The organism is Microvirga medicaginis, from assembly GCF_052658925.1.
Window position 1 is genome coordinate 1 of sequence record NZ_JBQWEL010000008.1, and the last position, 15,097, is coordinate 15,097.

The following is a 15,097-nucleotide window of genomic DNA, read 5'->3' on the forward strand; positions in this document are numbered from 1 at the left end:
CTGGAGAGCCCTCACGGCGGAGACGACTAGGCCTATATAGATGGAACCTTGGCCGCAGCCCTGCGTCATCTTTCGGCGCTGCGCTAAAGCGCAGCTGCGGTCATAGTCTCTATCGAAGGAAGGTTCGAATGCGTCTGTTCAGCTTTGCCGGTCTGGCGACCGTGGCATCCGCTCTTGCGGGCCCGCTGCCGGCTGCCGCACAGACGCTGCCCATGGACATGATCCTGCCGCCCAAGCGGCCGATCAGCCAAGGATTCAATGCCTCCGCGCCATCGCTTCCAACCTCGTCCTTCCATCGGGCCTCCTCGACCGCGACGGCCCCGACGCCGATCGACGCCGTCGCTCAGCCGGTTCGCCCTGCGATCGCGAGGCCCGTGAATGCCGAGCAGGTGCTCGCCGCCACCACGCCTCTGCCGCCGGCCCGGCCGGCTTTCGCCGAAACATCGACAACGCAGCCTTCCGAAGCCGAGCCCATCTCCATCGCGCCGAAGCCCATCGTGACGGCCTCCATGGGGCCGGTCGGCCAAGGCCAGCCCCTGCCGAACAGCGCCATCGTGGAGCGGGCGAACGCCTATTTCACCAATCTCAACACCCTCATCGCCGATTTTACGCAAGTTGGCGGCGACGGGCGGCGGACGGGCGGCACGCTCTATCTTCAGCGGCCCGGCAAGGTGCGCTTCGAATACGATCCTCCGGCCACCCTCGAAGTGATCGCCGACGGGCGCTCGGTCGCCGTCCGCGACCGGAAGCTCGCCACCCAGGATCTCTATTCGATTTCGCAGACGCCGCTGAAATTCCTGCTGCGCGAGCGGGTCAGCCTCGGCCAGGACATCAAGATCACCGGCATCACCAGCGAGCCCAACGCAGTCCGTATCAACCTTGAGGATTCGTCCACGCTCGGCGGCACCTCCCGCATCACCCTGTTCTTCGATCCCGAGGTGCAGAATCTCAATCAGTGGCGCATCATCGACGCACAAGGATTCCAGACCGTCGTGGTGTTGAACCAGGTCCAAAAGGGCCGTCGCATCGACCAGGACCTGTTCAGGATCCAGTACGAAGAGATCCGCGGGGACGGCAACAGGTAGCTGCTTCTTTCTCAGCACCTCGCCTGACGGCGAACCGGTCTCCATGGCGCCGGACAAGGCTTTCGATCTTCCCTCCGGCGCAAATCTGTCGTAGCCCGGAGAGGTCTCTCGAAGGACCTCCCGTGAAACTCACCGTCTCTACCTGGAACATCAATTCCGTCCGCCTGCGCATCGATCAGGTCGAACGCTTCCTGAAGGATCGGCGACCCGACATCCTGTGCCTGCAGGAGACCAAGTGCCCGAACGACAAGCTGCCCATGAAGGAGCTGCAATCCTTCGGCTATCCCTTCGTCGTCCATATGGGCCAGAAGGGCTATAATGGCGTTGCGATCCTCTCGCGCTATCCGTTTTCGGAAACGAGCGTGATGGAGATGTGCGGCCGTCAGGATGCACGCCACATCACGGTGACCCTCGGCCAGGCGAAGGCTGCTTCCGGCATCACGATCCATAATTTCTACGTGCCCGCCGGCGGCGACATCCCCGATCCGGAGCTCAACGAGAAATTCCGCCACAAGCTCGATTTTCTTACAGAAATGCGCGCCTGGGGCTCAAAGGCGAAGCCCACATCCGGTCCCGCGATTCTCGTCGGCGATCTCAACGTCGCGCCTCTCGAGCACGATGTGTGGAGCCACAAGCAGCTTCTTGACGTGGTGAGCCACACGCCCGTCGAGACGCAAGCGCTGGAAGAACTGCGCCAGGAAGCCGGCTGGATCGACGCCATGCGCGTCTTACGCCCGGAACCGGAAAAGATCTATTCCTGGTGGAGCTACCGCTCACCCGATTGGGCGGCTGCCGATAAAGGCCGCCGGCTCGATCACATCTGGATCTCGGATGCGCTGACAGGCTCGCTGCAATCCGTCGATGTGACCCGCGACACCCGCGGCTGGGAGCGTCCGTCCGACCATGCGCCGGTGACGGTGGAATTGGAATTGTGATCGATGCCGCGGACATCGTCCGCGGACGATTTACCTAAGAATCACACCATACGCCGTGCCCCCACAAGCCAGGCACAAGCCAGGCTTTGTAGAAGGCGAATAAATTCGAGAAGCCATGTCTTGGGGGCAAGCGGATGGTTCTTAAGCTACGTTCGATCAAAACCCGGGTTCTGTTGCTTGCAGGAGCTGGCTTCATCGGGGCCTGCGCGGTTCTGACCTTCGCGGGCACGCAGATCATGATGCGCTCGGGCCGGACCGAGGCCATCGTGACGGCGAATACGCTTCTCAACCAGTATAAGGGCTTCGTCCAATCCGAGATCGGCCGCGCCGTTTCGGCCGCGACAGTGCTCAATTCGGCCGTCGAAGCCATCATCTACGACGAGAAGGTGGAGCGGGGAGAGCTTGCGGAAGTGGTTGCGCGATCCGTCGAGGCTCAGCCCTACCTGGTCGGCATGACGCTCGCCTTCGAGCCGGATGGCCTGGACAGGCACGACAAGGACTTTCTCGCCGATACCTATTCGGACCCGACAGGCCGCTTCGCTCCCTATTTCTACTGGACCAAAGAGCGGAAGGTTTCCGTCGAGCCCATCAACCTGACGAAGCCGCAAGAGATCGAGAACTGGTACGGCAAGCCCCTGCGCGAAAACCGCAACCAAATCGTTCCGGCCTATACCTACAAGGTCGATGGCGAGGACGTGCTGATGTCGACGGTCAGCATCGTCGTGCGTCGTGACAAGAAACCGGTCGGCATCATCACCGCCGACATGGCCCTCAACAAGATCTCGGAGGCCATCGGCGCGTTGAAGCCGTTCGGTGAGGGAACCGTGAGCCTGATCGGCTCAGGAGGATTGTGGGTTGCCAACAAGGACGCGCAGCTTCTCGGGAAACCGGCCGATGACAAGGTCATCGCCGAGCTGACGGAGAAGGCCAAGGCATCCTCGGCCGGTTTCGCCGACACGATGATCGCGGACGCCTCGGGCGAGGAGACCTATCGCGCCGTCGTCCCGGTGACCTTCCCCGGAATCGACGAGCCGTGGCTTCTGTCGATCTCGGTTCCTGCCGACGCCATGATCACGGGCGCAGTCGAAGCCCGCAACCTGATGCTGCTCACCGCGGCCATCCTCCTCGTCCTGGCTCTGGCCGGTGCCTGGTGGGCCGCCCGGTCGCTCGCCACGCCGATCACGCGCATCACCGAAACCATGAAGACCCTAGCGCGCGGCGACACCGGCGTGAAGGTCACCGATATCGAGCGTGTCGATGAAATCGGCGCGATGGCGGGTGCTGTGCAAGTCTTCAAGGAAGCCCTGATCGCCAAAAGGGAAGCCGACGAGGCCGCCGCCGTCGAAGCCGAGGCGAAGATGCGCCGCGCGCAGGTTCTGGATCAGCTCACTAAGCAATTCGAGGCCAATGTGTCGGTGCTCACGAGCGGCCTTTCTTCAGCCGCAGCGCAAATGGAATCGACCGCCCAGTCGATGACCTCGGTGGCGGATCAGACCACGAACCAATCGGTGAGCGTTGCCTCCGCAGCCGAGCAGACTTCGGCCAATGTGCAGACGGTCGCGGCTGCGACTGAAGAGCTGTCGATCTCCATCCGCGAGATCGCTAGCCAGGTCGGCCAGTCCTCGCGCATCGCCGAGCAGGCCGTCTCGGACGCCCAGCGGACCAACGAGACCGTGCAGGCGCTCGCTGCTTCCGCCGAGCGGATCGGCGATGTGGTCCAGCTCATCAACACCATCGCCTCGCAGACCAATCTTCTGGCGCTCAACGCCACCATCGAGGCGGCGCGTGCCGGCGAGGCCGGCAAGGGCTTCGCCGTCGTGGCAAGCGAAGTAAAGCATCTCGCGACGCAGACCTCGAAGGCTACCGAAGAAATCTCGGCACAGATCGGCTCCGTGCAGCAGGCCACCGCTGAGGCCGTGCAGGCGATCCAGAACATCGCGCGCACCATCGCTGAGATGTCGCAGATCTCGCTCTCGATCTCGGCCGCCATGGAGGAGCAGGGCGCGGCGACTGCTGAAATCTCGCGCAACGTGCAGGAAGCCGCGCGCGGCACGGAAGCGGTGACCGGCAATATCAACGAGGTCCGTCAAGGCGCAGGCGAAACCGGCATGGCGGCCGCACAGGTGCTGACCTCCGCACAGGAGCTGGCGCGCCATTCCGAGACGCTCAGCCGCGAAGTCGGCTCGTTCCTGTCAGGCGTGAAAGCAGCGTGAGGAAGAAAGCGTCGGACCTGAAAGCGGCCCCGGTTTTCTGCTCAAAACGATGCGCTGATCTATGAAGGGAGCATCGGATCCGATGCGTTATTGCTAAATAGGCGCATCGTTCCGCACGATGCGCTCAGAGCCCTCACTCATCCGTGGATTTCGCCGGAATATCCTCGCCGTCGATGGCGATGAGCTTCTGGCGCACGCGCTCCAGCCCCTGGCTCAGGCGGGCGAGTTCTGCGGCCATGGCATCCTGCATGGCGGCCGCCGCATCGGGAAATTCCTCCAGGACGCGGCGCATGAGGCTTGGCGTGACGCGGATCACGGTGGAAGCTTCCTGGGCCGTCGCCGTGGCGGGTCGGGAGATTCGGGTGAACAGGGCCGCCTGACCGATCAGGGAGCCAGGACCCGCCACGAAGGCTGCAGGCGAGCCGTCCTCGTTGGCATCGAGCGCGATGGCGCCTCGGCTCACCACATAACCGCCATCCGAGCGGTCGCCTTTGCGAAACAGCACATCGCCCGCGCGGAGATTCCGGGTTTCCGAGGCAAAGGCCACGAGACGCAGGGCATCGCGCTCCAGCAGGTTGAACAGGGGAGCCTGGGACAGGACCGCGATATCGTCGTCGAGAGCCATGGTTCTACGGGATCAGCTTGTAGCCGCCAGGCTCGGTCACCAGGATGCGGGCATTGGAAGGATCGGCCTCGATCTTTTGGCGCAACCGATAAATATGCGTTTCCAGCGTATGGGTGGTCACGCTGGAATTGTAGCCCCAGACCTCGGTGAGCAGCGTATCGCGCCCCACGACCGCCTGACCGGCGCGATAGAGATAGCGCAGGATCGCGGTCTCCTTCTCCGTCAGCTTGAGCTTCGAGCCCTTCTCGTTGGTCAAAAGCTTGGAGCCTGGACGGAAGGTATAGGGCCCGATCTGGAACACTGCATCCTCGCTCGCCTCATATTGGCGCAGCTGCGCGCGGATGCGGGCCAACAGGACGGCGAACTTGAAGGGTTTGACCACGTAATCGTTGGCACCCGCCTCCAGGCCCATGACGGTATCGTTGTCCGAGCCTTGGCCGGTGAGCATGATGATCGGGCTGCGGAAACCGTTCTGGCGCATGACCCTCACCGCCTCGCGGCCGTCCATGTCGGGCAGGCCCACATCCATGATGGCGAGGTCGATCCGGTCGCCCTTCACCGCCTCGATGGCGGCCGATGCCGTATCCACGGTAGTGACCTGGAATTCCTCGTGGAGGCCCAACTGCTCGGACAGGGTGTCGCGCAGGTCCTGATCGTCGTCCACGACGAGGAGGCGGCTGGCATTCGACATCTCAAACCCTTCACACGATGAACAGCATTAGCGCCGGGGCGGCTTTCGAGGAGCGAAGGCAACACCTGCTCCTGTCTTGCAGGCATGATCCGCTCGGACAGCCGGGCTCTTTGAAGTCCCTGCCGGCGCAAGCATTCTGCTTTCAGATCACGCTCGTTGCATTAGAGTAATCATTCCCAGCTTGACAACAAGGGGCAGGCCCTGCCCTTCCACTGCCTATGAAGCGTACTCGCGTCAATGTCATCCGCGTCCACCGCTCCCCGCTCGACCACAGGCGGGGGTGGCTCAAGGCCGGCAATCTCACCCTGCCCTGCGCCATTGGGCGCTCCGGCACGAGCCATGCAAAGCGCGAAGGCGACGGCGCCTCTCCAGTGGGTCGCTTTCGTCTGCTGCAGGCCTTCTACCGGGCCGACCGTGGTTCCCGCCCCCGCACGGGTCTGAAGCTGCGGCCGATCCGCCCAATGGACGGCTGGTCGGACGAGCCCCAAGACCGGCGCTATAACCAGCTCATCCCCCTGCCCTGTCCCACGAGCCACGAGAAGATGTGGCGGAACGACCATCTCTACGACGTGGTCATCGACATCGCCTGGAACCGGGGCCCCATCAGACGAGGCCGCGGCAGCGCCATCTTCCTCCACCTCGCCCGCCCCGGCTTTGTGCCGACCGAAGGCTGCGTGGCGGTGGAGCCCCGCATGATCCGGCGGCTTTTGGAGCGGATCGGGCCGCAGACGCGGATCGAAATCGTCGGCTGACCATGATCCTGGTCGCCACCTGCTCGGGGGCCCCTCGCCCCACGCCGTACGTCGAAGCGTTATTGAGCGCGCTTCGGGCTCAAGGAATGGCGGCTCAAGCTGGAGCTGATCGAGCCTTATCTCTATCTGGAATTCGGGCCGGGTAGCGCGGAGCGGATGGCTCAAGCGATCCCTGAGCGGCTCTGACGGGAAGAAACCGTGAGCTTCTCGTAATTTCACTGGCACGCTCTCACGCCTTGTCGGCGCTGCCTTTGATGAAATCGACGAAGGCCCTCAGAGGTGCGGGCATGTGACGGCGGCTCGGGTAGTACAGAAAAGGACCTGAAAAGCCCTGGGACCATTCCACCAGGATCGGCACAAGGGCGCCGCTCGAAAGCGCGGGCTCTAGGAAACCTTCGAAAGTACCTATCACACCGAGCCCGTTGACAGCGGCGCTGATTTCCAGGTCGATCGTGTTCGCGATGAGCTGTCCGGTCGGACTAATCTTGACGACCTCGCCATCGCGCTCGAACTCCCATGGAAGCATGACGCCGCTTGCGAAACGGTGCCGGATGCAGGCATGCCGCAGCAGGTCTTTCGGGTGCGACGGTCTTCCGTGGACGGCAAGATAGGCTGGCGATGCTGCGGTCACGAAGCGCTGGATACGCGGCCCGATGGGCACGGCGATCATGTCCTTTTCCAGACGCTCGTCATAACGGATGCCGGCATCGAAACCTGCCGCGAGTACGTCGATGAAGCTGTCGTCGACCGAAACCTCCATGGTGATGCCGGGATGCATCTTGAGAAAAGACGATACGATGCCGGGCAGAATCAATCTGGCGACGGCGCCCGGTACGTTGAGTCGGAGAGTGCCCGTCGGGCTGTCGCGAAAGCCGTTCACCACGTCGAGTGCGGCCGTCACCTCGCTCAAGGCGGGGGCAAGCCGCTCCAGCAGCCGCTGACCTGCTTCCGTGGGCGTGACGCTGCGCGTGGTACGATTGAGAAGCCGCACGCCGAGCCGTGTCTCCAGCCGGCGCAACGCCTCGCTCAGGGATGAGGCTGAAACTCCGCGCAGCCGCGCCACGCTGCGAAAGCTGCGGGCACGGGCGACGGCGGCAAAGACCTCCAGGTCGGCAAGATCGGGTTCAGCCATTGTTCGAAATTCCGGACAACCTGTTCTCGTTATGCCGGATTATCGCACGAATAGGAAGGTGCGATTATTCATTCATGAGCGGTGCGCCGCTCGCTGCGAAAGATAAGGATCTGTGCAATGCAACACCGCCAATTGGGCGTGGCCGGGCCACGCGTCTCCGTTCTTGGTCTCGGCTGCATGGGAATGTCGGACATGTACGGGCCCGCTGACCGGGACGAGAGCATCGCAACCATTCACGCCGCTCTGGAAGTTGGCATCACCCTGCTCGACACGGGCGATTTCTATGGCATGGGCCACAACGAGATGCTGATCGGCGAGGCCTTGAAGGGCAGGGACCGCGATCAAGCCCTGATCAGCGTGAAGTTCGGCGCCTTGCGCGACCCGTCCGGTGGCTGGATGGGCTACGATGCGCGCCCGAAGGCAGTGAAGACCTTCCTGGCCTATTCTCTCAAGCGACTTGGGGTCGATCATATCGACATTTACCGCCCCTCGCGGCTCGACCCCGATGTGCCGATCGAGGACACGATCGGCGCGATCGCCGACATGGTGAAGGCCGGCTACGTCCGCCATATCGGTTTGTCGGAAGTGGGTGCGGACACAATCCGCCGCGCCGCCGCCGTGCATCCGATATGCGATCTTCAGATCGAATATTCCCTTCTCTCGCGTGGCATCGAGGACCGGATCCTGCCCGTCTGCCGCGAGCTGAGGATCGGGATCACCGCTTATGGCGTGCTCTCGCGCGGCCTGATCAGCGGACATTGGCAGAAGAGCAGGGCCGGCGCCGGTGACTGGCGGGCCGCCGGACCGCGCTTCCAGGAGGGCAACGTCGACAAGAACCTGGAGCTGGTCGAGGCTCTGCGCCGCCTGGCGGATGCGAAGGGTGCCAGCGTAGCGCAGATCGCCATCGCCTGGGTGGCTGCGAAAGGACAGGACATTGTGCCTCTGGTCGGCGCCCGTCGCCGCGATCGTCTCGGCGAGGCTCTCGGCGCGCTGAACATTCAACTGACGGAGGAGGACATCGCCGCTATTGAACGGGCAATTCCCAAAGGGGCCGCTGCAGGCGATCGTTATCCTACGGCCCTCATGGGCCACCTAGACAGCGAAAGGGCCTAAGTTCTCGCACACGCGGTACGATCGTTCTCAACGGTCGCACCGCTTTCAGCCTCGCAAGACGATCGAGAAGGTTGAGGGAGCACTCAACCTTCTCTGATCCGTTTGCGTGCGATCTCCACATATGCCTCTTCCGCTTCGAACCCGATGAAGCGGCGATTTAGATGTTTTGCGGCCACCAGCGTCGTGCCGCTGCCGCAGAAGGGATCGAGCACGATCTGGCCTTCCCGCGTCGTGAGTTCGATGAGCGCCTGCATCAGGCGCATAGGCTTTTGTGTGGGATGAAGCCCGCCTTCCTTCGGCATGAAGCCGAGATCGAGCACGTTCTCAGGGTCCGAAACGTATGTCAGCAGGGCATCCTGATGATACGCGCCGACGCCATGGATGAGTGCGTTGTCGGCAAGCGTCGTGCCGATCTTGTAGGGTTTCGTCAGCCACAGGATCGGCTCGAAAGTCGGGCGCAGATTGCCGACGCGCCAACCCTCCCATGTCTTCGCAGCCTCTGCGTCGCCGCGGCGTTCATAAACGGCGCTCAGTCGTTGCGCGCGATGCGGCGCGCGGGCGCGCATCCAGGCGAGCATATCCTTGTAGGAGAAGCCTGAATCCTCCATCGCGGAAATGCAGCGATGCGCAAGCCGACGGCCTGCGAAGACGAGCGCCGAGCCACCGGGTTTCAACACGCGCAGCCATTCCGGTGCCCATGTGAGGCACCATTCGTAATATTCACGCGGGATCGCACGATCCGCTTCCGACCAGCCGTTGATGGGCTTGCCGCGTTTCTTGAACACCGCGCCTGCTTTCGCCTGTGCAGGGCTGGCGCCGAGATAGGCGGAATTGGTGTTGGTGTGCAGCACGTCCCAGTCCTCGGCGCCGATGCCATAGGGGATGTCGCTGAGGATCAGATGCACGCTCTCATCGGGGAGAGACTTGATGAGTTCGATCGAATCGCCTGCAAGCACCCCATCGAGCGGCGCGCGTTCTCCAACCTCTTCTGTTGGGGTGATGCGGAGGCGTTTGGCTGGTGCTTGCGTCACTGAAAACTACTTCGGATCCGAGCGCATCTTACGGGAGCAGCAAGAGCACCGGTAGCGCGGAACGGCGCCCAGCCTCCCCGCTCCACATCATTCATGCCGCAGGCTTCGAGCGTACCCCGAAGATCGCGCTGCCCACCCGCACATGCGTCGCGCCGAGCTGGATCGCCTCATCGAAATCGGCGCTCATGCCCATCGAGAGCACCTTCAGCCCATGCCGCTTGGCGATGGTGTTGAGGAGAGCGAAATGGGGCGACGGCGGGTCCTCCGCCGGGGGAATGCACATGAGGCCTTCGATCTCGAGGCCATATTTCGTGCGGCAGGTCTCCAGGAAGGCGTCGACCTCAGCCGGAATGACGCCGCCCTTCTGCGGTTCCTCGCCCGTGTTCACCTGGACGAGCAGGCGCGGCTTCTTCCCCTGCTTGGCGATCTCCTTGGCGAGCGCCTCTGCCAGCGAGGGTCGGTCGAGGGTGTGGATCACGTCGAAAAGCTCCACCGCCTCCTTGGCCTTGTTGGACTGGAGCGGACCGATCATGTGGAGCTCCACATCCGGGTAGCGCTTGCGCAGCTCAGGCCACTTGGCCTTGGCCTCCTGGACGTAGTTTTCGCCGAACACCCGCTGGCCTGCGGCGAGAACCGGCTCGATGACCTCAGGGCCGAAGGTCTTGGAGACGGCCACCAGCGTGATGCCAGCGGGGTCACGGTCGTAGTCCGACGCAGCGCGGCGGATTGCCTCCCGCACCTCTTTCAAGCCATCGACCGCGCCGTTCTCACTCATGGGACCCTCTCAAAGCCATCTTCTCGCGCGCGAAACCGTTGACCGCGCGGGAGAGCTGTGTCCTAGTCCGCCGCAACGTGGCGGCGCAAGCCGCTTGAATCTCGAACCGACGGATGATTGACGAAAAATGAGGCCCGAGCGCTACAACGCCAAGGAAGCCGAGCTGAAATGGCGGAAGGTCTGGAACGACCGCAACCTGTTCAAGACCAGCAACGACGACCCGCGTCCGAAATATTACGTGCTTGAGATGTTCCCCTATCCGTCAGGGCGCATCCATATGGGTCACGTGCGCAACTACACCATGGGCGACGTGGTGGCGCGCTACAAGCGGGCCAAGGGCTTCAACGTGCTCCACCCGATGGGTTGGGACGCCTTCGGCATGCCGGCGGAGAACGCCGCCATGCAGAACAAGGTCCACCCGAAGGAATGGACCTACGCCAATATCGCCACCATGCGCGCGCAGCTGCAGAGCATGGGCCTGTCGCTCGACTGGAGCCGCGAGATCGCAACCTGCGATCCGAGCTACTACAAGCACCAGCAGCGCATGTTCCTGGACTTCCTTGAGGCCGGTCTCGTCGACCGCAAGACCGCCAAGGTGAACTGGGACCCGGTTGATCACACGGTGCTCGCCAACGAGCAGGTGATCGACGGACGCGGCTGGCGCTCCGGCGCGCTCGTGGAGCAGCGCGAGCTGACCCAGTGGTTCCTGAAGATCACCGATTACGCCCAGGATCTCGACGACAGGCTCGACACCCTCGACCGCTGGCCGGAGAAGGTGCGCCTGATGCAGCGCAACTGGATCGGCCGCTCGGAAGGCCTGCTGGTGCGCTTCGCCCTGAAGCCCGAAACGGCTCCAAACGGCGAGACCGAGCTCGAGATCTACACCACACGTCCCGATACGCTCTTCGGCGCGAAGTTCATGGCGGTGGCTCCCGACCATCCGCTGGCGAAGGCCGCCGCTGCGAAGAACCCGGAGCTTGCCGCCTTCATCGAGGAGGCCAAGCGCGTCGGCACTGCGCAGGAGGCCATCGAGAAGGCGGAAAAACTCGGCTTCGATACGGGCGTGCGCGCCGTCCATCCGTTCGACCCGAACTGGACGCTGCCGGTCTACGTCGCGAATTTCATTCTGATGGAATACGGCACGGGCGCGATCTTCGGCTGCCCGGCGCATGACCAGCGCGACCTGGACTTCGTCAACAAATACGGCCTCGGCAACTCGCCGGTCGTCTGCCCGCCGGATGTGGACCCGGCCACCTTCGTCATCACCGACACCGCCTATGATGGCGAGGGCCGGATGATCAATTCCCGCTTCCTCGACGGCATGACCATCGCCGAGGCGAAGGAAGAGGTGGCCAGGCGCCTCGAACAGGAAACGCGCGACAACCGTCCTGTGGCCGAGCGCAAGGTGAATTTCCGTCTGCGCGACTGGGGCATCTCGCGCCAGCGCTACTGGGGCTGCCCGATCCCGATCATCCATTGCGATGATTGCGGTGTCGTGCCCGTGCCGAAGGACCAGCTGCCGGTGGTGCTGCCGGAGGACGTGTCCTTCGACGTGCCGGGCAACCCGCTCGACCGTCACCCCACCTGGAAGCACGTGGATTGCCCGAAATGCGGCAAGGCGGCCCGCCGCGAGACGGACACCATGGACACCTTCGTGGATTCGTCCTGGTACTTCGCCCGTTTCACGGACCCGACCCTCGAGAACGAGCCGACGGATCGCGCCACGGTCGATTCCTGGCTCCCGGTCGATCAGTATATCGGCGGCATCGAGCACGCGATCCTGCACCTGCTCTATTCGCGCTTCTTCACCCGCGCGATGAAGAAGACGGGCCATGCGGGCCTGGACGAGCCGTTTGCGGGCCTGTTCACGCAGGGCATGGTGGTGCACGAGACCTACAAGGACCAGAGCGGTGCCTGGGTGCTGCCGAGCGACGTTCGCTTCGAGACTCAAGGCAACACGCGCAAGGCCTTCCATGTGGAGACGGGCGCGCCCATCGAGATCGGCTCCATCGAGAAGATGTCGAAGTCGAAGAAGAACACGGTCGATCCGGACGAGATCATCGCATCCTACGGCGCCGACACGGCCCGCTGGTTCATGCTCTCCGACTCGCCCCCTGAGCGCGACGTGATCTGGACAGAGGAGGGCGTGCAGGGCGCCGGCCGCTTCGTGCAGCGCGTGTGGCGTCTCGTCGGCGATCTCGCGGAGCGCATGAGCGGCGGCAACGGCGCTGCTTCCGAGGGCCCGATCGGGCTCGCCGTCCGCAAGGCCGCGCACAAGGCGCTCGCTGCCGTGGAAGAGGATGTGGAGCGCCTGCGCTTCAACCGCTGCGTGGCGCATCTCTACGAACTCGCCAACTCCCTGCAGGATCTGGCGAACCGGGCCAAGGCCGCCGATGAGCCCGGCCTTTCCGCCGCCTTCGGCGAAGCCGGCCGCATCTTCGTCCAGCTGCTCGCTCCCATGATGCCGCATCTGGCCGAGGAATGCTGGGAATTGCTGGGGCAGCCCGGCCTCGTGACCGACACGGCCTGGCCGATCGTCGACCGTTCGCTGCTCGTGGAGGACACGATCACCCTGCCGGTCCAGGTCAACGGCAAGAAGCGTGCGGACGTCACAGTCGCGCGCGATGCGGATCAGGCCACGATTGAGGCGGCTGTGCTCTCGCTTGAGGCCGTGCAAAAGGCTATGGAAGGGAAGCCCGCCCGCAAGATCATCGTCGTTCCCCAGAGGATCGTGAATGTCGTCGCTTAATTTTAAAAGCCTGGCCCGCCTCGCTGTCGTGGCGGGCCTCTCCTTTGGCCTGACCGCCTGCTTTAAGCCGCTCTACGGGCCGACCGCCTCCGGCCAACCGCTCCAGACGGTCCTGGCCTCCATCGATGTTCCCGAGATCGACTGGCCGGACAACCAGGCGGTGATGGGTCATTACCTGCGCAGCGAGCTGGTCTATGCGCTGAACGGCTCGGGCTCCAACACGCCGAAACGATATGTGCTCAAGCTGGCTCTCAGGCGATCTCTCTCGACGCCGATCGTCGACACCGAGACCGGCCGGGCAAGCTCCGCCATCGTTGGCGGAACGCTCACCTACACGCTGACGAGCCTCGATGGAAACACGGTCTATACCAAGGGAGCGGCGACCTCCACGACCAGCTATGACCGCTATCAGCAGCGCTTCGCCACCGTGCGCGCTCAGCGCGATGCCGAGATCAGGCTCGCCAAGGTCCTGGCGGAGCAGGTGAAAACCCGTCTGGCGGCGACGCTCTCCGCCGGCAGCTGAAGCATTTTCCGCAAAAGTTGATCCGGTTTTGCGAAAGAAAATGCCTCTATTTCAAGAATTTAGAGCGTTCTCCATGAAGCTGCATTCACGGGGAACGCTCTGATATGGTTGCCGTCAAGACCAGCGATGTGGAAGGGGCGCTGCGGCGTCCCGATCCGCGCATCGGCGTGTACCTGTTCTATGGCCCGGACATGGGTCTCATCAACGAGCGCGCCCGCGCCGTCGCGGAGCGCTCGGTGGACGACCCCACCGACCCCTTCCAGCTCATTCGGATCGACGGCGACGACATCGCCTCGGATCCCGCCCGTCTCGCGGACGAGGCTGGCACTGTGGGCCTGTTCGGCGGCAAACGCGCGATCTGGGTGAAATCCACCTCCCGCAACATCGCCCCTGCGGTGGATGCGGTGCTGAAAGGTGAGCTGACGGACACGGTCATCGTCATTGAAGGCGGCGATCTCCCGAAATCCTCGCCCTTACGCACTCTCTGCGAGCGTTCACAGAAGGCGCTCGCCCTGCCCTGCTATGCGGATACGGGCAAGGATCTCGGCGCGGTCGTGGACGAAACCTTGAAAAACAACGGTTTTTCCATCACCCGCGAGGCCCGCACGGCTCTCATCGCCAGCCTCGGCGGGGACCGGCTGGCAACCCGTGGCGAGATCTCGAAGCTCATGCTCTATGCGCATGGAAAACGAGAGATCACGCTTGAGGACGTCGATGCGATCATGAGCGACGTGTCGAGCCTTGCCATGGACGCCGTCATCGATGCCGCTTTCGGCGGCGACGGCACGAATCTTGAAATCGGTTCACGGCGCCTCGCCGCAGAGGGCGTGAATGCCGCCGTGCTGCTGGGCGCGGCGCTCCGCCATGCCCTGATGCTGCTCACCGCCCGCCTCACCGTGGAGGAAGGCCGGCCCATTCCGGCGGTGATGGAAACCATGCGCAGCCTGCACTTTCGCCGCAAGCCGCTGGTCGAGCGCCATCTTCAGCGCTGGACGAGCGAGAGCCTCAAGACAGCCATCGCCCTTGTCCAGGCAAGCCTCCTCGATACCCGCCGCCTGTCGAATCTCGACGACACGATCGCGGCCAAGACCCTCCTCGATCTTGCGCGGATGGCGCGGCGGTAATTCGTCGCCTTTGGAGAAGCTGACTGCATCTGCTCCTCTGGACGATGGCAGCGGGGATGAAAGCGGGATGGGGCCTGCTCCTCGGGTTCAGATCCGGGACAGCTCTGATGCCGGAGAGGTGAGGCCCTTGTCAGCCTCGGGCTCGTTCCGGAGATCCATGCCTAGAGGCGGCGCGATCAATGCCATAATCAATGCCATAATGGCCGGATCAAGTTCGGGGCGGCTGATGGGGAGAGTGTCATTTCCGGCCGGAGAGGGTGAAAGCCATCGGAGGGGACGGGAAGCCACGATGAAGCCACGATCAGGCGCAGCGCTCTGGATCCCCTTCCCTCGCTCACGCTCACCGGGG

The 15,097-nt window shown here is 63.5% G+C and carries 13 protein-coding genes; 8 read left to right on the top strand and 5 right to left on the bottom strand.

Annotation, left to right across the window (positions count from 1 at the left end):
* The first annotated feature begins 128 nt into the window (after window positions 1-128).
* The 3 genes from ACUXUR_RS11960 to ACUXUR_RS11970 all read left to right on the top strand — a co-directional run bounded on the left by ACUXUR_RS11960 (window position 129) and on the right by ACUXUR_RS11970 (window position 4,233).
* Window positions 129-1,085 (top strand): outer-membrane lipoprotein carrier protein LolA, encoded by a 957-nt coding sequence (locus tag ACUXUR_RS11960; protein ID WP_445502579.1) that lies wholly within the window; start codon window positions 129-131, stop codon window positions 1,083-1,085.
* A 122-nt stretch (window positions 1,086-1,207) separates the two neighbouring features.
* A complete protein-coding gene (gene xth / locus ACUXUR_RS11965) occupies window positions 1,208-2,020 on the top strand; it encodes an exodeoxyribonuclease III (RefSeq protein ID WP_445502580.1) in 813 nt (270 codons plus the stop codon).
* A 134-nt stretch (window positions 2,021-2,154) separates the two neighbouring features.
* The gene (locus ACUXUR_RS11970; protein ID WP_445502581.1) at window positions 2,155-4,233 is read left to right on the top strand and encodes a methyl-accepting chemotaxis protein; all 2,079 of its coding nucleotides are present in this window, start codon (window positions 2,155-2,157) and stop codon (window positions 4,231-4,233) included.
* Window positions 4,234-4,366: 133 nt separating this feature from the next.
* Here ACUXUR_RS11970 and ACUXUR_RS11975 read toward each other — a convergent pair whose 3' ends face one another.
* Together ACUXUR_RS11975 and ACUXUR_RS11980 are read right to left on the bottom strand one after the other, a co-directional pair.
* Window positions 4,367-4,858 carry a cyclic nucleotide-binding domain-containing protein gene (locus ACUXUR_RS11975; protein ID WP_445502582.1) on the bottom strand — a complete coding sequence of 164 codons (492 nt, stop codon included), beginning with the start codon at window positions 4,856-4,858 and terminating at the stop codon, window positions 4,367-4,369.
* Between the two features lie 4 nt (window positions 4,859-4,862).
* Window positions 4,863-5,549 carry a response regulator transcription factor gene (locus ACUXUR_RS11980; RefSeq protein WP_445502583.1) on the bottom strand — a complete coding sequence of 229 codons (687 nt, stop codon included), beginning with the start codon at window positions 5,547-5,549 and terminating at the stop codon, window positions 4,863-4,865.
* A 218-nt stretch (window positions 5,550-5,767) separates the two neighbouring features.
* Between ACUXUR_RS11980 and ACUXUR_RS11985 the strand changes: the two genes are divergently transcribed.
* A complete protein-coding gene (locus ACUXUR_RS11985; protein ID WP_445502584.1) occupies window positions 5,768-6,301 on the top strand; it encodes a L,D-transpeptidase family protein in 534 nt (177 codons plus the stop codon).
* Window positions 6,302-6,530: 229 nt separating this feature from the next.
* Here the strand turns inward: ACUXUR_RS11985 and ACUXUR_RS11990 are convergent, their stop codons facing one another.
* Complete coding sequence (locus ACUXUR_RS11990; protein ID WP_445502585.1) at window positions 6,531-7,433, bottom strand: LysR family transcriptional regulator; 903 nt, start codon at window positions 7,431-7,433, stop codon at window positions 6,531-6,533.
* A gap of 117 nt (window positions 7,434-7,550) precedes the next feature.
* On the opposite strand from ACUXUR_RS11990, the gene ACUXUR_RS11995 reads away from it, so the two are divergent.
* Complete coding sequence (locus ACUXUR_RS11995; protein ID WP_445502586.1) at window positions 7,551-8,546, top strand: aldo/keto reductase; 996 nt, start codon at window positions 7,551-7,553, stop codon at window positions 8,544-8,546.
* Between the two features lie 83 nt (window positions 8,547-8,629).
* On the opposite strand, the gene ACUXUR_RS12000 is transcribed toward ACUXUR_RS11995, so the two are convergent.
* The gene (locus ACUXUR_RS12000) at window positions 8,630-9,577 is read right to left on the bottom strand and encodes a DNA-methyltransferase (protein ID WP_445502587.1); all 948 of its coding nucleotides are present in this window, start codon (window positions 9,575-9,577) and stop codon (window positions 8,630-8,632) included.
* A gap of 91 nt (window positions 9,578-9,668) precedes the next feature.
* Window positions 9,669-10,352: a YggS family pyridoxal phosphate-dependent enzyme gene (locus tag ACUXUR_RS12005; protein ID WP_445502588.1), complete on the bottom strand. Its 684-nt coding sequence runs from the start codon at window positions 10,350-10,352 to the stop codon at window positions 9,669-9,671.
* Between the two features lie 127 nt (window positions 10,353-10,479).
* Between ACUXUR_RS12005 and leuS the strand changes: the two genes are divergently transcribed.
* The 3 genes from leuS (at window position 10,480) to holA (ending at window position 14,748) form a co-directional block, all read left to right on the top strand.
* The gene (gene leuS / locus ACUXUR_RS12010; RefSeq protein WP_445502589.1) at window positions 10,480-13,101 is read left to right on the top strand and encodes a leucine--tRNA ligase; all 2,622 of its coding nucleotides are present in this window, start codon (window positions 10,480-10,482) and stop codon (window positions 13,099-13,101) included.
* Window positions 13,088-13,624, top strand: coding sequence for an LPS assembly lipoprotein LptE (locus ACUXUR_RS12015; RefSeq protein WP_445502590.1), 537 nt, complete (start codon window positions 13,088-13,090; stop codon window positions 13,622-13,624). Before leuS ends, ACUXUR_RS12015 begins: the two co-directional genes overlap by 14 nt.
* Window positions 13,625-13,728: 104 nt before the next feature.
* Window positions 13,729-14,748, top strand: coding sequence for a DNA polymerase III subunit delta (gene holA, locus ACUXUR_RS12020; RefSeq protein WP_445502591.1), 1,020 nt, complete (start codon window positions 13,729-13,731; stop codon window positions 14,746-14,748).
* Window positions 14,749-15,097 lie beyond the last annotated feature (349 nt).